General features: G+C 32.5%; 34 protein-coding genes. All 34 read left to right on the top strand.

The window, feature by feature from the left end:
- Positions 1-3: 3 nt before the first annotated feature.
- Entirely contained in the window at positions 4-300 is a 297-nt protein-coding gene (locus tag YW9_RS0103110; protein ID WP_018278723.1) for a hypothetical protein, read from the top strand.
- 275 nt (positions 301-575) lie between these two features.
- Positions 576-1,052 (top strand): hypothetical protein, encoded by a 477-nt coding sequence (locus YW9_RS0103100; RefSeq protein ID WP_155848712.1) that lies wholly within the window; start codon positions 576-578, stop codon positions 1,050-1,052.
- Complete coding sequence (locus YW9_RS12465; protein ID WP_018278720.1) at positions 1,039-2,139, top strand: hypothetical protein; 1,101 nt, start codon at positions 1,039-1,041, stop codon at positions 2,137-2,139. The genes YW9_RS0103100 and YW9_RS12465 overlap by 14 nt, the downstream gene beginning before the upstream one ends.
- Before the next feature lie 41 nt (positions 2,140-2,180).
- Positions 2,181-2,654 carry a hypothetical protein gene (locus YW9_RS0103090; RefSeq protein ID WP_018278719.1) on the top strand — a complete coding sequence of 158 codons (474 nt, stop codon included), beginning with the start codon at positions 2,181-2,183 and terminating at the stop codon, positions 2,652-2,654.
- Positions 2,655-2,673: 19 nt separating this feature from the next.
- Complete coding sequence (locus YW9_RS0103085; RefSeq protein ID WP_018278718.1) at positions 2,674-3,558, top strand: NTF2 fold immunity protein; 885 nt, start codon at positions 2,674-2,676, stop codon at positions 3,556-3,558.
- A gap of 106 nt (positions 3,559-3,664) precedes the next feature.
- A complete protein-coding gene (locus tag YW9_RS0103080; protein ID WP_018278717.1) occupies positions 3,665-4,165 on the top strand; it encodes an SMI1/KNR4 family protein in 501 nt (166 codons plus the stop codon).
- A 2-nt stretch (positions 4,166-4,167) separates the two neighbouring features.
- Positions 4,168-4,647 (top strand): SMI1/KNR4 family protein, encoded by a 480-nt coding sequence (locus YW9_RS0103075; protein ID WP_018278716.1) that lies wholly within the window; start codon positions 4,168-4,170, stop codon positions 4,645-4,647.
- A 22-nt stretch (positions 4,648-4,669) separates the two neighbouring features.
- A complete protein-coding gene (locus YW9_RS0103070; protein ID WP_018278715.1) occupies positions 4,670-5,377 on the top strand; it encodes an SMI1/KNR4 family protein in 708 nt (235 codons plus the stop codon).
- Between the two features lie 16 nt (positions 5,378-5,393).
- Positions 5,394-5,849 carry an SUKH-3 domain-containing protein gene (locus YW9_RS0103065; protein ID WP_018278714.1) on the top strand — a complete coding sequence of 152 codons (456 nt, stop codon included), beginning with the start codon at positions 5,394-5,396 and terminating at the stop codon, positions 5,847-5,849.
- 4 nt (positions 5,850-5,853) lie between these two features.
- Entirely contained in the window at positions 5,854-6,654 is an 801-nt protein-coding gene (locus YW9_RS12460) for a hypothetical protein (protein ID WP_018278713.1), read from the top strand.
- Positions 6,655-6,756: 102 nt separating this feature from the next.
- A complete protein-coding gene (locus tag YW9_RS0103055; protein ID WP_018278712.1) occupies positions 6,757-7,464 on the top strand; it encodes a hypothetical protein in 708 nt (235 codons plus the stop codon).
- Positions 7,465-7,489: 25 nt separating this feature from the next.
- Entirely contained in the window at positions 7,490-7,975 is a 486-nt protein-coding gene (locus YW9_RS0103050; protein WP_018278711.1) for a hypothetical protein, read from the top strand.
- A 220-nt stretch (positions 7,976-8,195) separates the two neighbouring features.
- Positions 8,196-8,651, top strand: a complete 456-nt coding sequence (locus tag YW9_RS0103045; protein WP_018278710.1) for an SMI1/KNR4 family protein — start codon at positions 8,196-8,198, stop codon at positions 8,649-8,651.
- Between the two features lie 10 nt (positions 8,652-8,661).
- Positions 8,662-8,961, top strand: coding sequence for a hypothetical protein (locus YW9_RS0103040; RefSeq protein ID WP_018278709.1), 300 nt, complete (start codon positions 8,662-8,664; stop codon positions 8,959-8,961).
- 78 nt (positions 8,962-9,039) lie between these two features.
- Entirely contained in the window at positions 9,040-9,522 is a 483-nt protein-coding gene (locus YW9_RS0103035) for a HEAT repeat domain-containing protein (protein WP_018278708.1), read from the top strand.
- Positions 9,523-9,559: 37 nt separating this feature from the next.
- Positions 9,560-10,837 (top strand): hypothetical protein, encoded by a 1,278-nt coding sequence (locus YW9_RS0103030; protein ID WP_018278707.1) that lies wholly within the window; start codon positions 9,560-9,562, stop codon positions 10,835-10,837.
- A 26-nt stretch (positions 10,838-10,863) separates the two neighbouring features.
- Positions 10,864-11,793: a hypothetical protein gene (locus tag YW9_RS0103025; RefSeq protein ID WP_018278706.1), complete on the top strand. Its 930-nt coding sequence runs from the start codon at positions 10,864-10,866 to the stop codon at positions 11,791-11,793.
- Between the two features lie 20 nt (positions 11,794-11,813).
- A complete protein-coding gene (locus tag YW9_RS0103020) occupies positions 11,814-12,338 on the top strand; it encodes a hypothetical protein (protein ID WP_018278705.1) in 525 nt (174 codons plus the stop codon).
- 16 nt (positions 12,339-12,354) lie between these two features.
- Complete coding sequence (locus YW9_RS0103015) at positions 12,355-12,564, top strand: hypothetical protein (protein ID WP_018278704.1); 210 nt, start codon at positions 12,355-12,357, stop codon at positions 12,562-12,564.
- A 288-nt stretch (positions 12,565-12,852) separates the two neighbouring features.
- Entirely contained in the window at positions 12,853-13,098 is a 246-nt protein-coding gene (locus YW9_RS12455; protein WP_018278703.1) for a hypothetical protein, read from the top strand.
- A 90-nt stretch (positions 13,099-13,188) separates the two neighbouring features.
- Positions 13,189-13,758 carry a hypothetical protein gene (locus YW9_RS0103005; RefSeq protein WP_018278702.1) on the top strand — a complete coding sequence of 190 codons (570 nt, stop codon included), beginning with the start codon at positions 13,189-13,191 and terminating at the stop codon, positions 13,756-13,758.
- A 36-nt stretch (positions 13,759-13,794) separates the two neighbouring features.
- Positions 13,795-14,664, top strand: coding sequence for a hypothetical protein (locus YW9_RS0103000; RefSeq protein WP_018278701.1), 870 nt, complete (start codon positions 13,795-13,797; stop codon positions 14,662-14,664).
- A 48-nt stretch (positions 14,665-14,712) separates the two neighbouring features.
- Complete coding sequence (locus YW9_RS0102995) at positions 14,713-15,144, top strand: hypothetical protein (RefSeq protein WP_018278700.1); 432 nt, start codon at positions 14,713-14,715, stop codon at positions 15,142-15,144.
- A 38-nt stretch (positions 15,145-15,182) separates the two neighbouring features.
- Positions 15,183-15,554 carry a hypothetical protein gene (locus YW9_RS0102990; RefSeq protein WP_018278699.1) on the top strand — a complete coding sequence of 124 codons (372 nt, stop codon included), beginning with the start codon at positions 15,183-15,185 and terminating at the stop codon, positions 15,552-15,554.
- Positions 15,555-15,603: 49 nt separating this feature from the next.
- Positions 15,604-15,855 (top strand): eL43 family ribosomal protein, encoded by a 252-nt coding sequence (locus tag YW9_RS0102985; protein WP_026193771.1) that lies wholly within the window; start codon positions 15,604-15,606, stop codon positions 15,853-15,855.
- Between the two features lie 42 nt (positions 15,856-15,897).
- Positions 15,898-16,839, top strand: coding sequence for a hypothetical protein (locus tag YW9_RS0102980; RefSeq protein ID WP_018278697.1), 942 nt, complete (start codon positions 15,898-15,900; stop codon positions 16,837-16,839).
- Positions 16,840-16,968: 129 nt separating this feature from the next.
- Positions 16,969-17,517, top strand: a complete 549-nt coding sequence (locus tag YW9_RS0102975; protein ID WP_018278696.1) for an LIC11966 family surface protein — start codon at positions 16,969-16,971, stop codon at positions 17,515-17,517.
- 168 nt (positions 17,518-17,685) lie between these two features.
- Positions 17,686-18,708, top strand: coding sequence for a DUF7638 domain-containing protein (locus YW9_RS12450; protein WP_018278695.1), 1,023 nt, complete (start codon positions 17,686-17,688; stop codon positions 18,706-18,708).
- Between the two features lie 36 nt (positions 18,709-18,744).
- Positions 18,745-19,176 (top strand): hypothetical protein, encoded by a 432-nt coding sequence (locus YW9_RS0102965; protein ID WP_018278694.1) that lies wholly within the window; start codon positions 18,745-18,747, stop codon positions 19,174-19,176.
- A gap of 20 nt (positions 19,177-19,196) precedes the next feature.
- Positions 19,197-20,549: an SMI1/KNR4 family protein gene (locus tag YW9_RS0102960; RefSeq protein ID WP_018278693.1), complete on the top strand. Its 1,353-nt coding sequence runs from the start codon at positions 19,197-19,199 to the stop codon at positions 20,547-20,549.
- A gap of 10 nt (positions 20,550-20,559) precedes the next feature.
- The gene (locus YW9_RS0102955; protein ID WP_018278692.1) at positions 20,560-20,997 is read left to right on the top strand and encodes an NTF2 fold immunity protein; all 438 of its coding nucleotides are present in this window, start codon (positions 20,560-20,562) and stop codon (positions 20,995-20,997) included.
- 16 nt (positions 20,998-21,013) lie between these two features.
- Positions 21,014-21,433 (top strand): hypothetical protein, encoded by a 420-nt coding sequence (locus YW9_RS0102950; protein WP_018278691.1) that lies wholly within the window; start codon positions 21,014-21,016, stop codon positions 21,431-21,433.
- A gap of 21 nt (positions 21,434-21,454) precedes the next feature.
- On the top strand, positions 21,455-22,177 hold the full coding sequence (locus YW9_RS0102945) for an SMI1/KNR4 family protein (RefSeq protein ID WP_018278690.1): 723 nt from the start codon (positions 21,455-21,457) through the stop codon (positions 22,175-22,177).
- Positions 22,178-22,311: 134 nt separating this feature from the next.
- On the top strand, positions 22,312-23,442 hold the full coding sequence (locus tag YW9_RS13620; RefSeq protein WP_018278689.1) for a DUF6620 family protein: 1,131 nt from the start codon (positions 22,312-22,314) through the stop codon (positions 23,440-23,442).
- The last annotated feature ends 75 nt before the right edge of the window (positions 23,443-23,517 follow it).

The raw sequence follows: 23,517 nt of genomic DNA, 5'->3' as shown, positions 1-23,517 counted from the left end.
AATATGTGTTATATATTAATAATCAGTACAGATTTCCCTAAAGATTTGGCTTTTTACAATAGTGATAATTTATTTTTTGAGAAAATGCAAACCCCATCAAAAGTAAATTTGAAGTATCCGTATTGTTATGAAGTGGCTACAATGGCACCGAATAGTTGCAGTTGTCACTTGCGAATTTTTGAACAAAATTTAGCACAAGACATCGGATTTTGTGAGCTACAAGACTGGCTGGAGGAAAAAGATAACGACGAAAATATTCTCAACACACGGCTTCTTTTCAAAATCATAAAAATCTTGTAGATGAAGGATTTAAAGTTGATGGCTTTCTCTACTGGAATGGAGAAGAACCTATTGCTCAGCAAAAAATAGAAGTAAATCTAAATCAAACAGATGAAACTCATTTTGCTTTGTTTGAAAATACGTATTTTAATTATTTATGCAATACAAAAGACAATTAAAAATACACGGAAACGAACAAAAAAGAACACGAAGCATTTCTCAACAATCTAATTTTATGGAAAATGAAAAAATTAACAGAAACTGATTTAAAAGAACAAATTTTAAAAATTTTTAGTATGTGTAGAAAAAAGGCTAATGCTCCTTTTGAAGAATCACACTTTATGGATTTTTTGTTGTTTCCACCAAGCGAAAAGGGTCAAATTCGCAATTCGTTTCGTGGAGCCAACAAACACGGGAATTTTATGCGAAAAATAGAATTAGAATTCGGAATTTGCTTCACACTTTCAGACTATGATACCACTTTTAGCCTTGATACCTTTACCCAAAAAGTAGCGGAAAGGATAAGCAAACACAAGAGTAATGTTTTCATTATCAAAGAACGAACGAATGAAAAAAATTATTTTATCTTTGAAATTATCACAATACTGATTTTGTGTAGCTTATATTACTTTTTAGGTTTCCATTGGCTCCCTATTTTACTCACGTCGTTGTTTTTAGCAATCGTGTATTGGATAAGCTCACGCCGTATAATAGATATGCGTCATAATAAAAAATTAAGCAAAATTATTTTTGAAAAATATGAAACACATTGAAGAATTAAAACAGCTTTTTAACAAAGCTCAAAATGATTATCAAACCTTAAAAGCAAATATTGAAAGTCAGGTAGTTCGATGGTTTTGGGCGAGTAATACTATGTTTAGATTAAATCCGTTTTGGTTTGAAGAAAACAGATACTCAAAAGGGAAAATTTTAAAAGAAGAACCTACCAAAAACAGGCAATATGCTGTACAATATGGCGTAAATGCCGCTGATGAAATAATTGTAGCGAGGGGAATGACCAGTTTTAAAGATAATTTCTATGAAACTTTCTATTTCAGAAACCAAAATGAGATTTTGAGTTATCATTTTGATTACGGAAATGACAAAGAACTCATAAACATTAAAAAATTTATGTACGAAAACAACCAATTAACCGAAATCCATTCTTTTTTTGAAGAAAATGGCTACTGGATAGAGCATTTTATCTACGAAAATGATAAACTTATCCGCAAAGAATGGCAAGGCGTGGATAATTATGGTGAAAATTTCAATCGTACAATGAATTATGATTATGATGAAATTGGGCAGTTGAAAACCATTAAAGAAGGTGATTACATTTGGTATCAAAAACCACAAAAAGGATTATCCTACAAGAAATTAACTGAATTAGTACAAGAAAAATTACTCGCTTTATTAAAACAAAATATTAAAAATCACGCTCCTTCGGAAAAACTCTATTGTATCAACCTGAGTTATTTTAGTCAGAATATAATCCCACCACAAATTGGTTTTGGGACTCAATCAGATAGAGAGCAGTGGACTGAAGATGAATCTCATAGCGACATCATTTGGAATGTAGCGGACTACTCACACTGGGTGGAAATTGATACAGATGACGAAACAGCAAATTTGTTTGATTTGTTCAATCAGCAAACCGAGCTCAACGAAAAATACAGCACGGCAACGAAAGTTATGGTGGAATGTGCCAAAGTTCTAAAACAAGATTTACAAGAATTTAATTTGAACAAAACAGATGATTTTGTAATCGTAGCAGGATATTTCGACCAATCGGACTTCAAAAAGAACTTTAAAGCAATCAATCCAGAAAAAATGAACGAGTTTAAGAAAATTCTGAAATAAAAAAGATATTTCATTACAATTTCAAACTAAAATCGAACAAAATGTCCGAAAAATTAGAAAAATTGAAAATAAAAAACGCTCAAAAACGACTTTTGGAAAGATTTCGCTTTTTGAATATCGAAGAAATCATAAATTCAAATGATGAAAAAGGAGAAAAATTCTTTGCTGAGTTCAGAAATTCAGGTATTTGGAATTATGAAAATAAGGCTGTGAAGTCATTTTCTTTTCACAACAAAGGACTGATAAATAGGGATTTGTATCATTTACAACACAAAAAAGCACAAATCTTTTTTATTGAAAAAATAAAATCCCTACCAAATGATTTTGTTTGGATTACTCTTTCAGAAAATGATATATATTTTTTTGTAAAGGTTTCATTATCTATACTTTGCAAATATTTGGACACTTGGTTTGAAGAATATCCTGATTTTGAAGTTTTTATCCCAAATCAATATGCGTTGGCTTTGCACGATGCTGAATATGAGTGGGAAGTTTTAGAAAAAATATTGAATTAAAAAAATAAACACACAGAATATGAGTAATTTACACCCTGAAGCCATAGAAATTGGCAAAAGCAAAAATAAAGGCATTTCATTGAAATACAAACCAATAACAGATGATGATGTACAGGAAATCTGTAAATGCAAATCACTCGTCAATGTAGGTTTGGAAGGCACAGATATTACAGACAAAGCCCTTGAGTATCTGGCAACATTACCTAAACTTGGGCTACTTTGGCTGGGTGAAACGAAAATCACAGGCGAAGGTTTTATTCATTTTGAAAATCACCCAAAACTTGATTGTATCGGTATCGAAAAAACCAAAGTAGACGACAACACCCTGAAAATCATAACTAAAATTCCGAAACTTACCACCTTGCGAATTGATGGTACAAAGATAACTTTTGAAGGACTTTTGGCGGTGGCGGACAATAAAAAACTCAAACCCGTTTCTCATACCAAATTTTCTGCTGAACAAATGGAATTTTTCAAACAAATGCAAAGAAATTTTGCCAAAAAGAAAACCTCTGCGACATTGAGTGAAACAGAAATAGAAAGAGCTAAAAATCATTTGTTAGCATTTTTCAAAGCAATGGCAGAATGGGAGCAATTTGCCGACATTAATTTTAACAAAGGAGACGAAAACGAAATAACATCTAAAGTGAAGCAACTTTACCAAAAATATGCAACAAAAAAACATCACAACAACGACCGATATCATTGGTCTACAACGAAAGGAGGTTCTTATGGAGAACACCAAATTGTTGATATTGAAATTATTTCTAAAAACCGAATCTATATTTACACCAACGCCGATATTTTCCAAGACCGATTTTTGATGATAAAGCAAAAAGATAATTCTTGGCAAATAGATGATTGTCAGCGTAAACGAGGTAACTGGGAAAAACAAAGTCTATAAGAAAAATATCTAAAATAAGTCTCATTTGTAGACACATTGTAGACACACACTTTTAGGTTTTTAATAAGGGAACGTTTAATATTGTAAAAAATTAAAAAATCATTTTATGAATTCAAAATTGTTCGAAAATATTAACCAATTAATTTCAAAAAGCAAGGGTGAAATGATTCCGTATGGGAATGATAAACATCGTTTTGAATTAAAGCGACCTGTTAGCGAAGAAGAAATAACTCAATTTGAAAAGCTACATAACATCACATTTCCAACTGATTACAAAGAATTTCTGCTTTCTGTGGGAGCGTGTACGCTTTTTGGAACGGAATATGGTTTAGGAATTGATTTTTTACCTCCTGATGAAATATTTGATTGGTCAAGGCAGGTATTTGAAGGAACTGGCGTAGATTTATTTCCTTCATTTCTAATCATTGGTTCGGATAACGGACATCCAATGGGATTTTTGATTGAAAAACAAGAAAATAATTTTGGTGTTTTTTATGCTGACATTCCACCCGAATACTGGGAAGAAGACACTGATTTTATGAACTTTAACGATTGGTTAAAAGATTTAATACAAGAATTAGTAATCCTGAAAACTTCTTTTAGATAAAAATGAAAATAAAATTTGAAAAATACGGATTGAGTCCTGAAAAGTTGGAATATATGAAACGTTTCAACCTGAAATTGGACAAAAGAACAACGCGAAACCTCATAAATGCCCATCAAACCGCAGAAATTTCTACTGAAATGACATGTAAATTAGAAGAAAAAATAAATTTTAATCTTCCAAAAGATTATTTTGATTTTCTCTTGAAGCAGAACGGTGGAATTCCTTCTAAATCACGAATAAAAAGCAAGGTTATTGACCATTTTTTATCTCTAAAATCAGATTATAAATATAATTCCATTGTAGATTTGTTGGAGGAGTTTGCTTCAAAAGGCTTACCTATAGCAACAGACCCTTCAGGAAACTATTTTTTGATGAAAAATGACGGAAAAATATATTATTTCGACCATAATTCCGGTGAAATTGACGAAAAATCAGGCATTTTAGCTAAAAATTTTACGGACTTATTAGAAAATTTAAAATAATTCCATTCATTAAATCTTGCATATGAAAAACAACATCTATTACATTGGGGAAGCACATTCAGTGAGTGAAGCTGAAATTTACAATGTAGAAAATTTGGCTAAATATTCTTTACCAAAAGATTACAAAATATTTTTAGCAGATTATGGTTACGGAAATCTCAATGAATTATTACTTTTTGAAATACCTGATGAGAATTTTATAAAGAACAATTTTGCTCAATATTTAGACCTTTGGGAATGGAACGAAACATTACAACAAAAGGCTCTCCGTAGTGTGATGATTGCCAAAACCATTGATGGCGATATAATCCTTGCTCTTAACGATGAGAATTCGCCTTACTTGCTCCTACCTCGTCATTCCGAATATCCCAAATCGTTTATTAGTCTTTGGGAAATAATTAATTGGTACAAAAATGAGTATCATCTTAAAAAACTCTATTTTGACTCTTTTTATCAGAATGATTGGCGATTTTTCCAAATTGAAGGAGAATTTTCGGACTTGACACTCGAAAAAATAAACATTCTCTATAAAAAATTCAAAAAAAACTATACAATTGATATGATTTTCGGAGAAGAAAATTACCAACCTAAGTGCGTTTTGCAAAATATTGGCGGTTGGGTGTATTTCAATTTGGATACAGGCGAAATTCGAATGAAATTTCAGAAACTTTTCTCCTCAAAAGCAAACGAAATCATCAAATTTTTACAACAATATGCCTCAATCAAATAACTAAAAAACATCTATTATGTTTTCGCAATCCTTACAAAATTTACTTTCCAAAATTGGAGTTGAAATCGAACGAAAAATCCCAAAAGAAATCTTTTCTGAACGAGAAGAACGAATCATCAGTCTTTATCAAAATGCAGGTTATGAGTCTGTTCCGAAAGAAGTTGTGCTATTTTTCTGCTATTTCAATGGTCAGCAAATTTCACACAAAGGACATATTACCGAATTTAATTTAGAACACTTGATGAAATATTTTCCAAAGAGCCAAACGGAATACGCAGAAAAACTGCTTGAAAAACAAATATTTCCACTCGGAACAACGAAGTCAGGTTGGTACGATTTGTTTTCCGATGAAAGTGGAGCAGTTTATGCCTTTCATATTGAAGGAGATGAACTTATTTTGTATGGCGAAAATCCGTTTGTGGCACTCCAAAATATTTTACAAAATACACCCTTAGAAAGAAAACGAATTTAAAAATATGAAATCAATTATTAATTTGATAAACAACAAGTTATTTGAATTTGACCCGATTGAAAACGATGATTGGGAAATTTTAACCGACCAACAAAAAGCCGAAATTTATCTGTACAATGATGATGTTGAGCAAGTTTGGCTTGATTTACAAGAAAAAAACGACTTGGACTGGGATTTTCCACGAAATCAGGATGAAGAAAAGCAATGGAAATACATACAAAAAGATATTCTACAAAAATTGCAAAAAGCTGGTTATGAAACCTATTATAACGAAGTAGAATATGATTTGCTCAATTGTTATCTGAATATAAAGCACAGGCAAAACAATCTTCTTTGGAATATGATTTTCAAAGCATACAAAAAAGGGGCGTTCCCTTGTGGCTGGAAAGGCGAATATCCCAATGGAAAATTGATTGTTTTTCACCCAAAATACCAACCCAACACAATACAAAAACTACACGATTTAGTAGCTGATTTTTTCGAAAAATTGGAAATTCTCGTTCAAAATCCTATAATTTTAGATGATTTATGCAATCTTTTCGACGAAAAAGGAGAAATTGTTTCCGACAAAGGAGAAGAACACATCGGAATTGAGAAAATAAAAACATTTTTTCAGAAAATAATCCAAGAAAATACCGAAACTAAATATCTGTGGCAAAAACAACTTACCAATAATAAAAATTATTTTGCAGTTCGTACAGGTTTTGTGATAAAAACAAAAAACGGAGCTATCAGAGCAGAAACAAAAACAATGGCTTTTGATATTAAAAATGGGAAAATCTATTCTTTGGAAATCGTGAAATAAAAAATGTGTTTTTATATTTTGTAGACACTTTGTAGACGCCCAATTTCTTATTTCTGAAAAAAATTGGGCTATTTTTGTCTCATAACATTTTACAACAGAAAAATGAAAATTATCAGTCAATTCAAAGATTTTTACGATTGGAAAGTTGCCGAATACGGAATAGATGAGACGCTTATCTTCGACCGCCGTGACCCTGTTTTACTCATTAAAAATGGGCTGCTTATAAATAAAAACATTTTTAAAGAACCAACTGATATTGATGCTTTACATTCCGTGCTGTATGTAGGCAATGAGTTGGTGCATATTTTTTCAACTGAAAGCCATATTTACACGCATTTTGACTTGGAAAATGTGACGGATTTGGATGCATATTCTGATTATTTTTTGGGAAGTGATGATTTCAAACTCAAAAATGGCAAAAGTATCACCATTACTTCGTATTTATATACCAAAAATAATTATTCACTATACGAGCAATTTCATCAAAGCAGAGCCAAAAACATCTATGGTGTAGAAAACATTCCAACGGGTACAGGAAATAAATTACAATGGGAAGATTTTTCACAAAAACCGCTGTTGCTACTTAGAAGACTCTGGCACGACTCATCTATATTATTGGATTCCAATCCGTTTTTGGCTCAGGCTGGGATTTATATCGATGCTGATTTTATGTGGCAAAACATCGTGCAGTTTTTGTCCAATTTAAAATCTCAAACCGAAAAATCACCCGAAGTTCCCAACGAACAGAAAATTGAAAACAAGGGTTTTGACAAAAAAACTTCTTTCCGACCAAAAATGAAAAAACGATAAATTTGAAATTCAAAAAACTAAAAATATGATTACAAAACACTTAGGTAGAACCATTCCAGAAGACTATTTGGAATTTATTGAAAAAATCAATTCAAAAGAAAATTTTCAGATGTACTATTTTAATAATACATATCATAATAACAAGAAAATCAATCTTTACACCAAGAGAGGCTTATTGTCAGATAGTTATGATAAAAACTCTTATTGGTATGAATGGATTAGTAAAGGCGATTATGCGTTTGAAAAGGTAAAACCCTTACACCCAGAAGAGCCAATTTCTGTTGATGAAGTGAAAACCTGCTTTACAATAGCTGATACTTATGAAGGTAATGTTTTTATCAATCTGCACAACGGCTCAATTTGGCATTTTAGTGATGATTCGGACTGGAAAAATGAGATTACCCTTTATCATTGCGAAAAATATGCTGACAATTTCTGTGATTTTTTACAAATGATTAACTTAGAACCAATTGGAAACAAGTTTGAAGATGAGGATTTTAAGATTTACTGAAATTTAGGTTTTGAAAAGTCCGTAAAAATAAAAAGTTTCAATAATTGAAAAAAGATATTATGAATATTTATAGTGTAAAACTACATTTAATTTTACACAAAAAAATGGCAACAGATTAGGCATATTTATTTCGGAAAAAGCCAAACAAATATTTGAAGAATTGGCTCTACCGCTTAGTTATGAAAAAGAATAAATAATTTTAAAGAAAAAGAGACAAAATATGAACACACATTTTTTAAAAGAAATTGAAAACAAATTAAATATAACATTTCCAGAATCTTACAAAAAATTGATGAGCGAGTTTGAATCATTTTGCGTATTAGAATACAGGGAAAAAGAAATAGATATCAGAAATATTAATCGCCTTTCTAGTTCAATAGACACGAAAAGTGATTTGCAAGAATGGCAATATTTGCAGCAATGGACACAAGATAATACTCACAAACAACCCAAACCCGAATTAGTTAAACGAAACGATAGCTCAGAAACACTTCCGAGAGAGCGAGTAGCCAATGGATTTTTATTCGCTGACGGCAGTGATGGCGTTCGTTTATATTTTGATATTCAAGACAATATGTCTGTTTGGAAATATTGGTTAGACGAAGGCAGCGTGGGAAAAATTGCTGATTGCTTTGATGAATTATTGTCCAAATCCGAGATAGTGGAACAAGAATAGACTTCAAGAAATGGGATTTGAATACAAAATACGAGCAAAACTAACACCCAAACAAATCTCTGAAATAGAACAAATTTTATCAAAAAATGACTATTTTGAGCGAAAATATTGGGTAAAAGAACAGTTATTTTGGGATTTTCGGCATTCTGACAATCACGGGAAGCTCCCCAATGTCAGTCTCATAATCGAAAGTGATGGTATTTATATTTGCCAGTGGAGTACAGCTGATGTTTGGCAATATCTGGAAGAACTGGAAAACTACCTGTACTCGCAAAATACATCAATTCAAATTATTGATTATCAAGAATAATTTTTAGAAAGACTTTAGTAAAATATATTAAAAAATTATGTCGAAGACTTTCGACTTTAATTAAAAAAAGAGACAATTATGACAAATACTTTTTTAGAAAAGCTAAATGCTTTAAAAGATGACCAAAAATATGATTTTATCAGAGAAGTTGAATACGAAGAAACTTATGAAAAATGGGATTTTTTCAACGCAATTATCGCAAACGAATCAGAATATGATTTAGCACGAATTGAAGCACTGAAAATCATTGGTCTTTATGAAATTCCAAACCAAAAGAAAGACAAAATCGCCCAAAGTTTGGAGCATATCATTACTAATCAAGAAGATTATTTGGTAAAAAATTATGCGGTAATGGCTTTAAAAAACTTTACTGATTATCAACCACTTGTAATATTAGCAAAATCAATTGTTTGTGATAGTGATGAAGACGAAAATTTGCGACACAACGCCTTATCTGCTATTGAAAAATTACCCAGTGACGCTAAAAAAGAAATTTTAACTATTTTAATTTCAGATAAATATATGAAGCCCTATGCTAAACAAATTTTAAGCGAAATGTAAAAGAGTGAAGATAAAAATTTGAATAAAAAAAGGAAATATGCAAGAAACATTAAACAAAATCGCGAAACTAAAAGGTGGCGAGAAATTAGATTTTATAAAAAACTTAGCAAATGATGCGAAAAACATTCCTGTGTTACTGCATCTTGCAGAAAATGAAAAAGGTTACAACAAGGAATATGCTTTGCAAGGACTGATAAGATTTGATGTAGCAGAGGCTTTACCAATCTTCAAAAAACTACTCAAATCCAAAAGTAAAGGAGAAAAAATCTTATTACACGGCACTTCGGATATGGTTTCGGACTTAGTGGCAGAGGAAATTCACACGTTTTTCACCAAATTATTTCAAAATGAAAAAAGTTATTGCTTATCAGTTGATAATTTCGAGGATTTTCAAAGATTTCTTTCCTTAATATTGGGTAAAGCAAGTGAAAAAATGCGAAATATCTACCGACTTTTGGCTGAAAACAACGATAAGTTTGCTTCTTTCAATTTCAAATCATCTATTAATCAGCATTTTAATTTTTATACCTTTACCAAAGAAACCAAAAAGAAAATTTTTCCTCAAACCCTCGCACTCTCCATCATCAGAAATCCAGACCAGCGTTTGATAACTTTGGCAGACGAACTTACCCAAAAATACGGAGAAAATTGGCTCACAGCAAAAATGGTCGCTTCATTTTTTACTGAAAAGGCAGAAGTTCTTTTCGAAAAATATTCGCCTCTTCTTCTCTCGAAAGAAAAAACATATATACTTGATGCACTGGCACTTTTATATTTCAACAAGAAAACTGAAAAACACACTACCATAGCTCAATGGGGCAACTATTACGATGAGAGAAACGACACAAGCACCTATTTCAGCAGAGAAATTAAGGAGAATTTGGACGAGCGATGGCTGGAAATACTTACCGAAATAGTACCTGAAAAAATTGCATTGCAAACATACTTCTCGCTGAGTGCGGGAGTGGCGGCTGCGTATGAATCATATGACCAAATATTACAGGCTTTACTTCCTAAAAATTTTAAAAATCAATTTATTAAAGAAAAATTAGCTACATATTTCTTGAAACGGGAAAAAGCAGAAAAGGGGGCTTCACTCTACATTGATGCTCTTAACCTTTTGCAAATTCCCATCACCGAAGCAATAATAGAAAAGTGGATAGCCTACAAACCTGAAGCCGTAAGCAAATACAACATTCCTATTATGCTCAATAACAACACTCGATGGACAGACGAACAAAAATTGAATTTTTACAAAAAATTACCAGCAAACTTGGTCAATCAAGATGCAATAAAAAAACTACAAAATAAATAACACAAAATCAAAAACTTTCATAGCGTATGAAAATCCTCTGGGAAACAACATTTAAAAATAGTATTGTGGGAATCCTTCCTCCAACCACTGACCCTTTCTCTCCTGATGAATTTTATCTGGCAGACGGCTGGACTTCGATGTATAGCTCAATGCGATTGCGTAGAATTTCTTTTCTTTCAGGTAAAGAGACCGCTAATGTGTTGATACGCAGTATGGTTCGATGTCTGTATTTTTCGCCTGAAGGCAAATCTATCTTTGCTATAGCAGATAGTAAAATATTCAAAATCAATCGAGAAACACTACAAATCGAAGAAAAATTTGATAAAAGCATACCCAAATATACCGATTTTATGCAAAGTGATGATATGGGCAATTTTATAATGATGAATTACGTAGGTAAAACAATCTCTGTGTTTAATCATCAACAAAACAAACTTTTAAAAAAGAAAGTAACCAAAAATGATTGGTGTTGTAATATCATCAAAGAAGATACAGACAATTATCTGATTTTCAGCTCAAAAAATGGCGTTGTACAACGTTATAATTTACCAAACAATAGTTTGGAAATTGTACTGGAAACACAAACTTTTCACAAGGGGACGAAGGATAAAAAAGGAAATTTTTATTTTCAATTAGGACAATTTAAAACAGGCGGTATGAATACCGACACACTCAACCCTTTAAACCAAATTTTAATCGTTTCTGCCGAAAAACAACAGAAAACATACTATTTTGAGTTTGATTTTAATGAAATTATGCTTTCAAACGATGAAAATTCATTATTTTTAATCGGAGGTAGCAAAATTTGGCAGTTTTCTATCAAAAAAGAAAGCATAATTAATGAAATCACTGCACCTAAAAGCACATCTATTCTTCATTTTTTTGAAGAAAAGCAACTAATTTTGGCAATTGCTCACGCATCAGGAGATAAAAAAATAATAAGTGTGAATATCTAATACATAATAAATTAAAAAATATGAAGACACTTCGGCAAGAATTACGTCCCGACTGGGCAACCACAGAAAAACTTTACCCTCTGATTTTAAAGAGATTGCAAGATTATGAAACCTTTTGGGATGCTCAGCCTGATGATACCCCAGAAGCGGTTTTTGATGCCGAATACAAAGCAATGGAGGCTTATTTAAGTGAGTTGACAGGCAAAGATTTGTCCGAAACTTGGCTATGGGAATGGTGGGAAAGCAATGGCATTGAGGTTTTTGCGTTTGATTTGGCGATGCCCGAAGCCCAAAAACACGACAACCTTACGCGTGATGATTTACAAGCCTTTGTTACTATCATTCGCAATAATGAATTTGAATGTGAAAATCAATTTCAGGAGCGGTTTATGCCCTATATGTTTTACAGTCATAATTATTTTCGTCAGTTTTTGGAGTTGAATTTTAAGCGATACAAGCCAGATTTTTTCAACAGCCAAAAAGATAAAAACGGTAATTGGCACGAATTATCAATAGAAGAAATTGTTGCGAAAATTTGGAAATAACTCATAATTAAAACAGATGAACTTATGCAAAAGAGTGATAAAACATCTTTATTTTATTGACTTCCACTACAACGAGCTTAAGCTTGATGTAACAACATTTGTAAACGAACTAATTATCGCCAGCATCGATTGCTGGGGCGATGGAGTTGTGGCTATTGATTACAAAATAGCTCCAGAAGAGAGTGATGAAATTTTAGCTATTAAATTCAACAAAAAAGTAAAATAAGTATCGATTGGAAAAGTTAAAAGCATTTTTACACTGAAAAAATTATTAAAGGGAATAAAATAATACGAAGTTTATTTCGGAACGAAAAAGCCCAATTACACTCACTCCAATAAAGAATTAACAGCGATTCTGAACGAATTGCAGAAAAAATAACATTATGAAATTCAATAGAAAAGAATTAGGTACTCAAAAGCAGTTTCACGCTATAAAAAAGAGAAAATGGAAATTATTAAATTTAGTCTTATTTTATCTTTCTTAGTCTTAATTTCTTGTAAAAACAACCATATTATGACAAAAAACTCATTAAAAGAGCAAAAAACAACTATAGAAAAGCGTTTTCTCTTATCGTGTTCCGATTTGCATAAACAAAAATCCGCTAAACCTACCTATTTGTATGAAGAAATCAGTGAGCAACAAGCTATTGAACAAAAAAACGAGCGTGCTTATTACATTGGCTATTTTCATAATGGCATTTTGATAAAATATGAGAAAAAATATCGTGGAGAAACACTATTGACAAAAGAAATTCAATAAATGTTGAAAATTATTAGCTGAAGAGATTTTGAGCAAATTTTAAAATCGTGGCTTCTAAAAAAATAAAATTAATCTTTAACTTGTAATTAAATGAAACAATTGACCGAAAAAGACCACAAAATGACGGCGATGTCATATCGCTTTATCGATGAAAATCAATCTTTTACCGAAGATACTTTAGTAGCACATTTTTTTGAGGCAGTGGATTATGCATTTAACAATTTTCAAGAGCCGTTTCGCCTTGCCGACTCGTGGGCAAAGCAAGAATACGAATACGAACTTGCAACTATTGCCCTGCGTCTAGGTACGGGCTTAAAGCGTTTGTATCCGAAATTAGTAAAATCTGAAAAAGTGCAAAAAGCTATTTTAGAGGTTTTCTACAACGAAAAATATTCCACTGAGGCAAGAATCAATTTCTTATACACTTTGGAAGATGCTAAAATGGATAAGCAAATCGCTGATTACGTGAAAACTTTAAGCGAAATCCCGACCTCTTGGGGCTATATAACAATGCGCGTTCTATGCAGTCGTAAAATTGGAGGTTTTAGCGAAAAAGTCAAAGCCTTACATCAGAAAATAGAACATACACGAGGCGAAGCGGAGACAAGAAAATATTGTCTACGTTATCTTCAAAACGAGCCTAAATACAAACAATTTTGAGCTATTTACAACAAAAAGTAATTACAAATAAAAAATATGATTATACGCAATTTTACAAAAACGAATTATCACCCAAAGTATACTATAAATCTTGATAACTTTATATCAAACTGGATGAGTTTTGACATTGACCAGCAGAATAAACTACTTCTGAAATGGGACGAGCAGAATGAAACCTTTTCAGTATGGAATTTCGAACGTCAAAAACTTTGGGAACTGAGAGAAAGTATCTGTTATGCAAAAATCGACCCGCGTAATGAGTGGATTTGGCTCGTTCGTCGTGAAAATGAGGAATTAGTAAGCATTTTCGTTTACGATTACACAGGGAAACAACTCGCTTCTGCCCAAATGGAAGATGTGATATACGATTCGAGCTTTATAATTACGTTACTTCCCGAGAAAACAAGCGTTGCCATTGATTTTTGCGGAGGACAAGATGGCTCACAAGAGTATTTTTTGTCCGCAAAAGCTAACAAAATAGAAATTCAGCGTGAAATAGAAAGTGATGTATGTTTTTTGTTTGCATTCGATGACAACACAAAGGCTTTACTACTTAACTTCTATGAAGATACCATTTTCATAGTTTCCTATCCCGACCTAAAAACGCTGAAAACATTCACATTTCCAGAGGATTTTTCTTATGGAGGAATCAGCAAAATAACGGACAAATGTTGGATTGTTTCCAATGAATATAGTGCACGTCATTTTCTGTTTAATCCCGAAACAATGGAATTTGGCGAAGAAATCATCATTGAAGGTTACGAACCAGAAGAAAACGAAGACGGAGAAATCCTTTCCGATATTGCTTCAATGGAATACCACGATGGGACACTCATCTTCAGTTACTTTAAAATTACAAAAACAGGAGAGGAACAATGGTGGGGACAGACAACTGTAAATTTATAAACTTTCAAAAAATGGTGTAAAAATAAACTCAAAATAAAATATAACAATATGATTACAAAACATTTAGGAAGAAAACTTCCAAAGGAATATTTAGATTTCATAACTAGCTATGAGAAACAAGATTTTTGGCTGACAATGTACCCAAACACAGAAAACCAATTTAGTGAGGAAGTAGAAATTTGGACAGAAAGCCAATTACTTTCAAATACTTACGATAAAAACAATGCTAACTATGAGTGGTTAAGCAAGTCAGAATTGGATTTTTCAATGATTGATTTTCGTGAAGATGTATGTTATATCACTCCCGAAGAAGTAGAAAGTGGTTTCGTGATTGGTAGCCTAAACGAGGGATTTCTGTTCATCAATCTACACAACGGTTCGGTTTGGACCTGGTACAGTGATATGTTTTGCGAAAAACACGCTGATAATTTCACTAAATTTCAAAAACTCCTTACTAATCAACCTATTGATAATGAATAAAAAGCATTTTACATTAACTTTTTCTAAAATTAAATAATGTGCAAACACTTAAAGAAGAAATTTATTTCGCTATTTCAGAATTCATAAAAAGCTACAAAACAAAGGATTTCAAAACCTTAACCGAAAAATTTGATATTTCGGGAGAGTTTTTGGAAGAAATTTACGAAATGCTTGATTTTGTAGAAGACCTTAGCAAATTAAGAATTTTCCCAATAGAAGAAATGCAGAAGCAAGTCAGCGGACAAGATTACTTAGAAATTTTCACTTATAATGAAAGTGCCAAACAACCTACTGAATATGGAGTAGAATGTGTTTTCTTTGAAGGAAAAGAGCATTTGGGCTACATCATTGGAGAGTATTACACGGATAATCACTTCCCGAAGTTTTTATTCAAATATTTCAGCGTTTAATTCTATTTTTACTGGAATAAAATGTTATATCAATAAAAATCGCTTACCAATGGAAGAAAATAAGAATTTATCTTTTGTAGAAAAGATGAAACTAAAAACACAACAGCAGAAAAAATATGGCGATGATAAATTCCAAACAGAACAAGCAAAACTTGACACACAAGATTGTCCAAATTGTGGAGCAGGAAGAGCAAAACACGAAGGAATAACACATTGTGCCTATTGCGGTTATGAATTTATCAGTAATAAACTCGATGAAGGAATTTACATCAAAAAAGAAGATAATAGCCAAAAGTTTTAACCTCCTTACAGAAACAAAATTTGAACATCAAACACATATAAAATGGAAGAATTACACATTAGGTTCGAGAATTTTTTAAACAAATTAACCGAACGTGCCAACGAACTTGCAAAAGAAACAAAATCTTCTGTACAAGACTTTTATAATGATGACATTGACCCTCACAAACGAAGTTTTTTTAACTTCAAAATGGGAATTCAGGGGCAATTTACCAGCATAATCAACAAAGCTCAAGAGGTTTTTGACAATCAAATTCAGTTTCACGAACCAACAATTCGAGAAAAACAAACTCCCGAAGGCAATATAAAAGAAAAATGGTTTCGGAAAATACACGATGAATTTGAAAACTGGAAAGACCAAATTCGTAACCTCTCTGAAGACACTTTCAAAGATTTGAAAGAAAAATCTCCCGAAATCACTCTTCAGGAAATCATCGATGAATACAACCAAATCAAAGACAACTTCCATTGTACGCAATGCGGAGGCAAATTAGATATCAACGAAATATATTTTATCGCCACTTACATTCCTTGTCCGTATTGCCAGACTCAAAATACTTTTGTCCCCAGTACAAAAATGCGAGAATTAGAGTTTATCGCCAAAGATTTAGCCGAAGAACGCACCGAAAAAGAAGAAAAACGCTACGAAAAAATTGCGAACAAAAGCACTTCAACCCCTGAAGAAATATTTGCTGCTTATTTTCGTTGGCGATTAGCCGTGTGGAAAGAGGTAAAAAATATTGTTCCCGTTCTTGAACAAGCCAACAAAAAAGTTTTTTTTCGTGAAATACACGACTTAATGACCTATGACAGCTATAACTTCTACGAAAACCCTGATCTATACCGAAACATCATACAGCTTTTAATGCAAACCGAACCTGAAAATAAAAAAATAGTCATTGAGCTTTTCGAGTACATCGGGGAAAGAGGCATCCCACAAGAAGAACTTAAAAACCTGATTTCCAACATCGAAAGAGATTCTTAAAACAATCATTATATAAATATTCTTCTGTTGTAGACACTTTGTAGTCGCTCATTTTTAGGAATTTTTACCTTGCAAAAATACCTTTGCTCCAGAATTTAAAATTTGTTTAATATTAAAACCTAAAAAATTATGTTTGGAGATTTAATGAAAAAAATGCAAGAAGAAATGAAAAAAGCTATGGGAGATAACTTCCAGATGAATATCCCTGAAGGCTTAAATCAAGAAGGCGGTTGGGACGAACAAGAAGGAGTTTACTATGCCAAAGGTTCTTTCGATGACGAAGTAGAATACAACAACGAAATTGTTTGTATTACCAATGTAACTCTCGACAATATGGAAGCAATGAACGAAGCAATGGACGACAAGGATTATGCTCGTGCCGAACAGGTTCGTCTGGAGTGGATTAAAAACATTCCCAATTATATTGCTCAAGTAAACGAATTGGGAGCTTACAACGGCGACGACACGCTACAAAAGGCTGCTATTAAGTATTTTGAGTCATACGATGCACTAATGAAAAACGGATATCAAAAACTTATTGCTATGCGATTGGCAGGAAAAAGAGGCACTCCCGAAGAACAAGCCCAACTCAAAGAGAATAATAACTTAATGCAAAAACTTGCCGACAAATTCAATGAAGTTAGTGATGATTTCCTTGAAAAACACGAAGACGATTAACATACAAGCAATGTTTCGACAATGAATTTCGCGGAGAGCTTTTTTCTGCGAAATTCTTTATTCTTACTACAAAAAATCAATCAAAAAGCACACTTTATTATCTCTAAATTATATAATTTCGCAAAGAAAGAATCTTTTTCATCAAAATAACTTCAAGATAAAAACGTTATGATATTCAAACCCTCAAATAAAGTTTACAAAACACAAGAAATACAAGGTGTTTCCATTCCTGCAATTATCCAAAATGGCGATTATCACTTCGTAGATTTAGATATTTATGAAAATGGAAGAGTTTATTGCTGGAATTTCCACGATTTTGAGATTTTCAAAGATGAAATAAAACAAGAATGGGTGGTTTTGAGCATTCCTGACGGAGAAAATATCTCTATTTTTAATCTGGGTAATTGGAAAATTAAAAATTCCGAGTGGATTTTTAATAAAAAGAGCTTTATTAACTATGTAGAAAGCCTAATTCGAGAAATGAATCCTCAATGGAAGAATATTTACACTTATATTGAAAGAAAAATCGGCGAAATTACTATCGGAGAGAATGGAGAAGGAACTATTTACAAAGAAAAATACCCAGAAAAGCCATTCAATAATAAAAAAACACACGGAAAAAAGATAAATCTTTTCTATAAAGAGGATAAAACATATCATTTGGTAAAAGTTTTGGTTTTTGCTGACCGAACTTTACAAATAACAAGGCTTGAAACACCTTTTGAAGTAAGTTTTGAAGAATTTAAAAAGCTCGTAGCAGAGAAAAAAATCATTACCAATCCACCTAAAAATACTATTATAAACATCTATGGCTTAGGAAGTTTCACTATTGATAAAGAATCGTGGAGCAATGATATAGAAGATATATTGAGCGAGTTAGAGGAGACTTTCAGAGAGCTAAATAACGAACCAACATACTTTGTGCTTTGCAAAAAAACCTTTAATGAATTTAAAAACAACCCTACTGAAACCAACAAAAATCAATTGAAAGAGGCTTACGAGCGAGTTCCTGAACACCAGCGTATGTATTTAGGCGATATGGACACCAAAGACATCGAGATACGAATGATTATCTACGGAAAAGAGGAGATTGAGAACTGGTCACATTATCAATTAGCTAAAAAATTGGGCGATGAGCTTCCAAACATTCAAATTCCAGAGATAAAAGATGAAGAAAAAAGAAATAAATGATAATTTTACATTCAAATTAGTCAAAAAAGTTAGCTTATGAATAAAATCATCATCAAATCTTACAAAAGTGTGGGTGATTTTACTTTCGGAAAGACTCAAAAAGAGATTATAGAGCAATTTGGAGAGGCTTCCAGAATAGAAATAGATAATATTATGGGAAGAATTACCGAATTTCGCCACGCACAAGAGTTTATTTATGACAAACAAGGCAATGATTATATCCTAAATCAGGTAATTTGCTCAAAAGATACCACGCCTATCATTGAAAATTACGATATTTTCGGTTTAGGATTAGAAAAACTCAAGGAAATAGACCCTGATTTTGTAGAAGGGAAGTATTACACCACTTTCCGAACGCTGGGCATCAGTCTTGGAGGTTTTGGAAAGAAAAAAATCCCTGAAAAACGCCTTTTGATAGCTTTCAGCAGAGAAAAATTAGCTTTTTATGAAGATTTTGCTATAGTTTAATCCCCACTAAAATAAAATATATGATACTTTTTGAAGAACAAATCACCCGAATTAAACAAAAGTTGCAGAAAGCCAAAGAGATTGATAAAGAACTTAAAGTTTTTGGTGCAAAAAGTCACAAATACGAACTTGGGAAACCTATTTCAGAAGAAAAATTACAACAATTAGAACAAAAATATAAAATTTCATTCCCTGATTGTTTCCGAAGTTTTCTTTTGTATATTGGCAATGGCAGAGAAAAACAATTTGCTGGTGCCGCTCCTTTCTATGGGATTTATCCCGTTGAAAAATGTATCAAAGAAAGTAAGGAGGGATTTTATTTTCCGTGCGTAATTTATCCCAAAATGAGCGATGAAAATTGGGATAAAATTGTCGCAAAACTTGATGATGAAAACATTTCCGATGAAGATTATGATAAGGAAGTAGGGAAAATATTCGGTTCGCTACTTACTTTTGGCACACAAGGCTGCACTTACGATACTGCCATTGTATTGGAGGGGAAACATCGCGGACGAGTTGTAAATATTGACATTGATTTTCAAAAACCACACTTCGCTTTTGAGAAAAATTTCTTGGATTGGTACGAACGATGGCTCGATGAGATAATTTCTGGCGAAATTTTGTATCAATCTAACGGATTTAGCTATCAAATGGGCGGAAGTGCAGAAGAATTACTTTCCATTTTTGAAAATTCTTCTGATAAAGAAGAAAAAACTGATGCTTTACTAGGACTTCGTCACAAAAAACCACCTCTCCCTGTGGAGATTTTAAATAAAATAGAGAATTATACACAAAAAGAGGATTTCTATTTTCAATATTTTGTCACAATTTTGTGTATTTCTGACTTTGAAAGAGCCAAAAAGTACTTTTCACAACTTGCAGAACATAATTTATTACGATTTTTTCAGAATATTGTCTGGTATTCTCAAAATAAGAAGAAAGATAGTCGAGATTTGTTAGCAATTATCCGCGAAAAATTGCCAAACATCACCGATGAAGAGATTTTCCGCTTTTGTGGCTATGTGCTGAGAGAAACGGACTTGGATTATGGCGAATGGATAGCTCCTTTTACCGAAAATAAGGATTATAAAATCCGTTCAGATGCTTTTTACACCTTAGGGCAACTGAAAAATAAAGAAAAATACTTGGATATTTTTATAAAAGGGCTATACGATGAAAAATCTTTTGTGGTAATGACTGATTTACAAGCATTGAGTGGAATCAAAAATGAAGCATTACTTCCACATTACAAGCAAGTTGCGACTCGTTTCCCAGAAGAAAACGAGAAAGAACATTATGTGTACAACAATCTCAATCACCGCCTAAAAGAATTTGGGCTTTCGGTGGAAGAGATTTTGAAAATGGATTTTTAAAATAAAATTTATGGAAGCAAAGGAAGTTTTAGAAAAATTTATCACTGAAATGAAAAACTTTGAAGAGTTTTGGGGAGCTAAAATTCAACATCTCTTGAATGACAGAAGTGAAGAAGCTTTATCCCAATTGCAAAAGTGTAATTTAACGGAAGAACGCGAGAAAAGACGCTCCGAAATCATTGCTATTCAGGATAGATTTTTGTCAAAAAAGGCACTTTCCTTAAAACAAGACAGACGCACGACACTAACTTATCAAATTCCACCTGAATACAATCAAGTAATCACGTCTGAGCGAAAAATTAATGACAAAAAATATGAAATAGATGTTGCATTGGAAGACGGTGAGAAAAAAACTTACACTTTAGTTTTAGAAGATGGAGCGTGGAAAATAGACCAAATGGCATTTATGTATTACGATAAATGGAAAAAATCACGGCAATTGTTTTGAACTAAAATATTTTATAATGAAAATAATTGACACCGAAAACGGAGATTTTCTTTTGATAGACAACATCATAATAAATAAAACAACAACTTATAGTGAATTAAGAAATCTATTTCCCAACAATAAATATTGGGAGGTAGGAACGGGCTCTTTTTGGATTTATTTTCAGGACATTATCGTAGAAAATCAAAAATTTTATGCAGATATTTGCTTCAAAGGAGAACAACTACATATGATTATATTCGGCTTTAGAGGCATTTACGAAAAAGCATTTTCTTGGGAAGACTTCGATGAGAAAATAGAATTACAGAAGAAAAAATCATACGAAAAATGGCTTATCAAAACACTCGGAGGCACAGAATTTCCTTGGGGAAAAGTAAGTGCCTTCTACAACCCAAAAAGTTCCTTCGCTAGTATGGTTTTAACTTATAATCAATAAAAAATAGTAAATAGATACTAAATGTTAGCAGAAATCAAGAAAATATACCAACTTCCAGAAAGCGAATACAAAGGATTTTCCGAAAAAGAACTACTTTTAGCAGAAAAACGCTTAAATATTTCATTTCCGAAGACTCTGCGTGAGTATTATTTGCAGTTTGGAAATACTGAATGTATCAATCAGTCGCATAATTATTTATTTTCTCCTGAAAAAATACATTTTATTGGAGATTTTCTCTGTTTTTACGAAGAAAATCAAGGTGTTGTTTCTTGGGGAATTCATAAAAATGATTTGCATTTGGACAATCCGCCTGTGTGGGGAAATTATGATTCAGAAGCAAAACCTAATTGGATAATACAAACACAAAAAACTTCTGATTTCTGGCTTTATATGGCAATCTATAACGGCGTTTTGGGCGGGCTTACTTATAATGCCAATGCTTTGAGAAATACTTTTAAAGAAAATTCATATATCAGTCCTGAAGCAGTGAAATACGTCCGAGAAAATTTCAAAAAAATTGAAAAAATTAGTTTTGTGGAGCAAGAAATTTATCAAAACGAATTTGCAGTAATTAGTATCAGTTTTGAGGTTAATAACAATCTGCAAGGACAGGCTACAGCTCTATTTTTAGGAAGTTCACAACAAGAAGAATTTGATAATTTGCTTGATACTTTAGAAGACTTGAACTTGCAATGGTCATATATTTCTTACGAAGATGATGAAAATTGGGAAGACGAAATGTGATTCTTTTAAAGTTGTTTTTATTTATTTTCTGTCATTCATCAATTTTTTTGTTATGTAGACGATTTGTAGATACCACATTTTATTTACAAATAGACGTTATTATTACATTTGCATCAATTAATAAAACAAACAATATGTTCGGAAAATTTTTTAACAAACCAAGAAAAGAAGAAGAAAAATCCTTTCAAGGAGGCTGGAACGAGGAAGAAGGTGTGTATTACGCCAAAGGAACTTTTGATGACGAAGTAGAATACAACAACGAAATCATTTGTATCATCAATAAATGCGATTATAATATGGAAGATATGAATGATGCAATGGACGATAAAGATTATATTCGTGCCGAAAAAGTGCGTTTGCAGTGGAAAAAAGATTTGCAACATTATATCAATGAAGTAAAGCAGCTTGGAGCATACGAAGGCGACAATTCATTTATTGAAGCTGCTATCAAATTCTTCCTGTTCTATGACGAGTTAATGGATAATGGTTACAAAATTCTTATCCAACTACGAACTGAAGGAAAACGAGGTACACCTGAGGAACAAGCTCAATTGAATGAAAATAACAAACGTATCCAAAAAAATATGGATAAGCTAAATCGTTTCAGTGATGAATTTCTTGAACGACACGGATATGAAGCAGACGATGAAGAAGATGATGATTACGACGACGAACCCTCTGTTAACTACGGCGGATTTGTCAATCCGTTTATGAATATGAAGCACGATACTAACAATCCACTTCTACAACCCATTCACGGTGTTTCACTTGAGGATTACGCTGCCGCCGCTGCTAATATGGCAAACGGAATGACTGATGAACAAGTTTGTAAAAGGTTAGGCATTGAGCTTCCAGTATGGGACGAAGCCAATCAGCTTTGGATAAAACGAATGCAACAGGACACTTCTTTCGTGGTTATGTCTCTTTACGGGCAATATTTCGGACAGGCACACTTACATCCAAAACTTGGTAAACAAACTAACAGCCAATCCAATGAGGACTATCTGACTCGAATTTCCACCGATGAGAAGTTTTATTACGAACTTTGTGGAGCAAGACAAGCCGCTTACGAAGCTGGACTAGACGGAGCAAAATGGATTGAGGACAATTACGGAATCTCGCTCGGTGATTTCCAAAGTGTGGCAATGAAGTGGATGAGCAATATGATTAATATGCTTCCGTATCAGCAACAAAAGCAAAAAGAATATGCCAAAAAATTCGCTGAAGAAAACGGTGGCAACATCGCTGATAACATTGAATTTTAAATAACATAAAAAAACTTCTGTAAAAAATCCATTATATATTATGCTCTATTTCAATTCATAAAATTGTGAAAATTA

Origin of the sequence: Capnocytophaga cynodegmi DSM 19736 (genome assembly GCF_000379185.1) — a bacterium.
Classification (GTDB): Bacteria; Bacteroidota; Bacteroidia; order Flavobacteriales; family Flavobacteriaceae; genus Capnocytophaga; species Capnocytophaga cynodegmi.
This window is presented reverse-complemented; position numbering and strand designations above follow the sequence as displayed.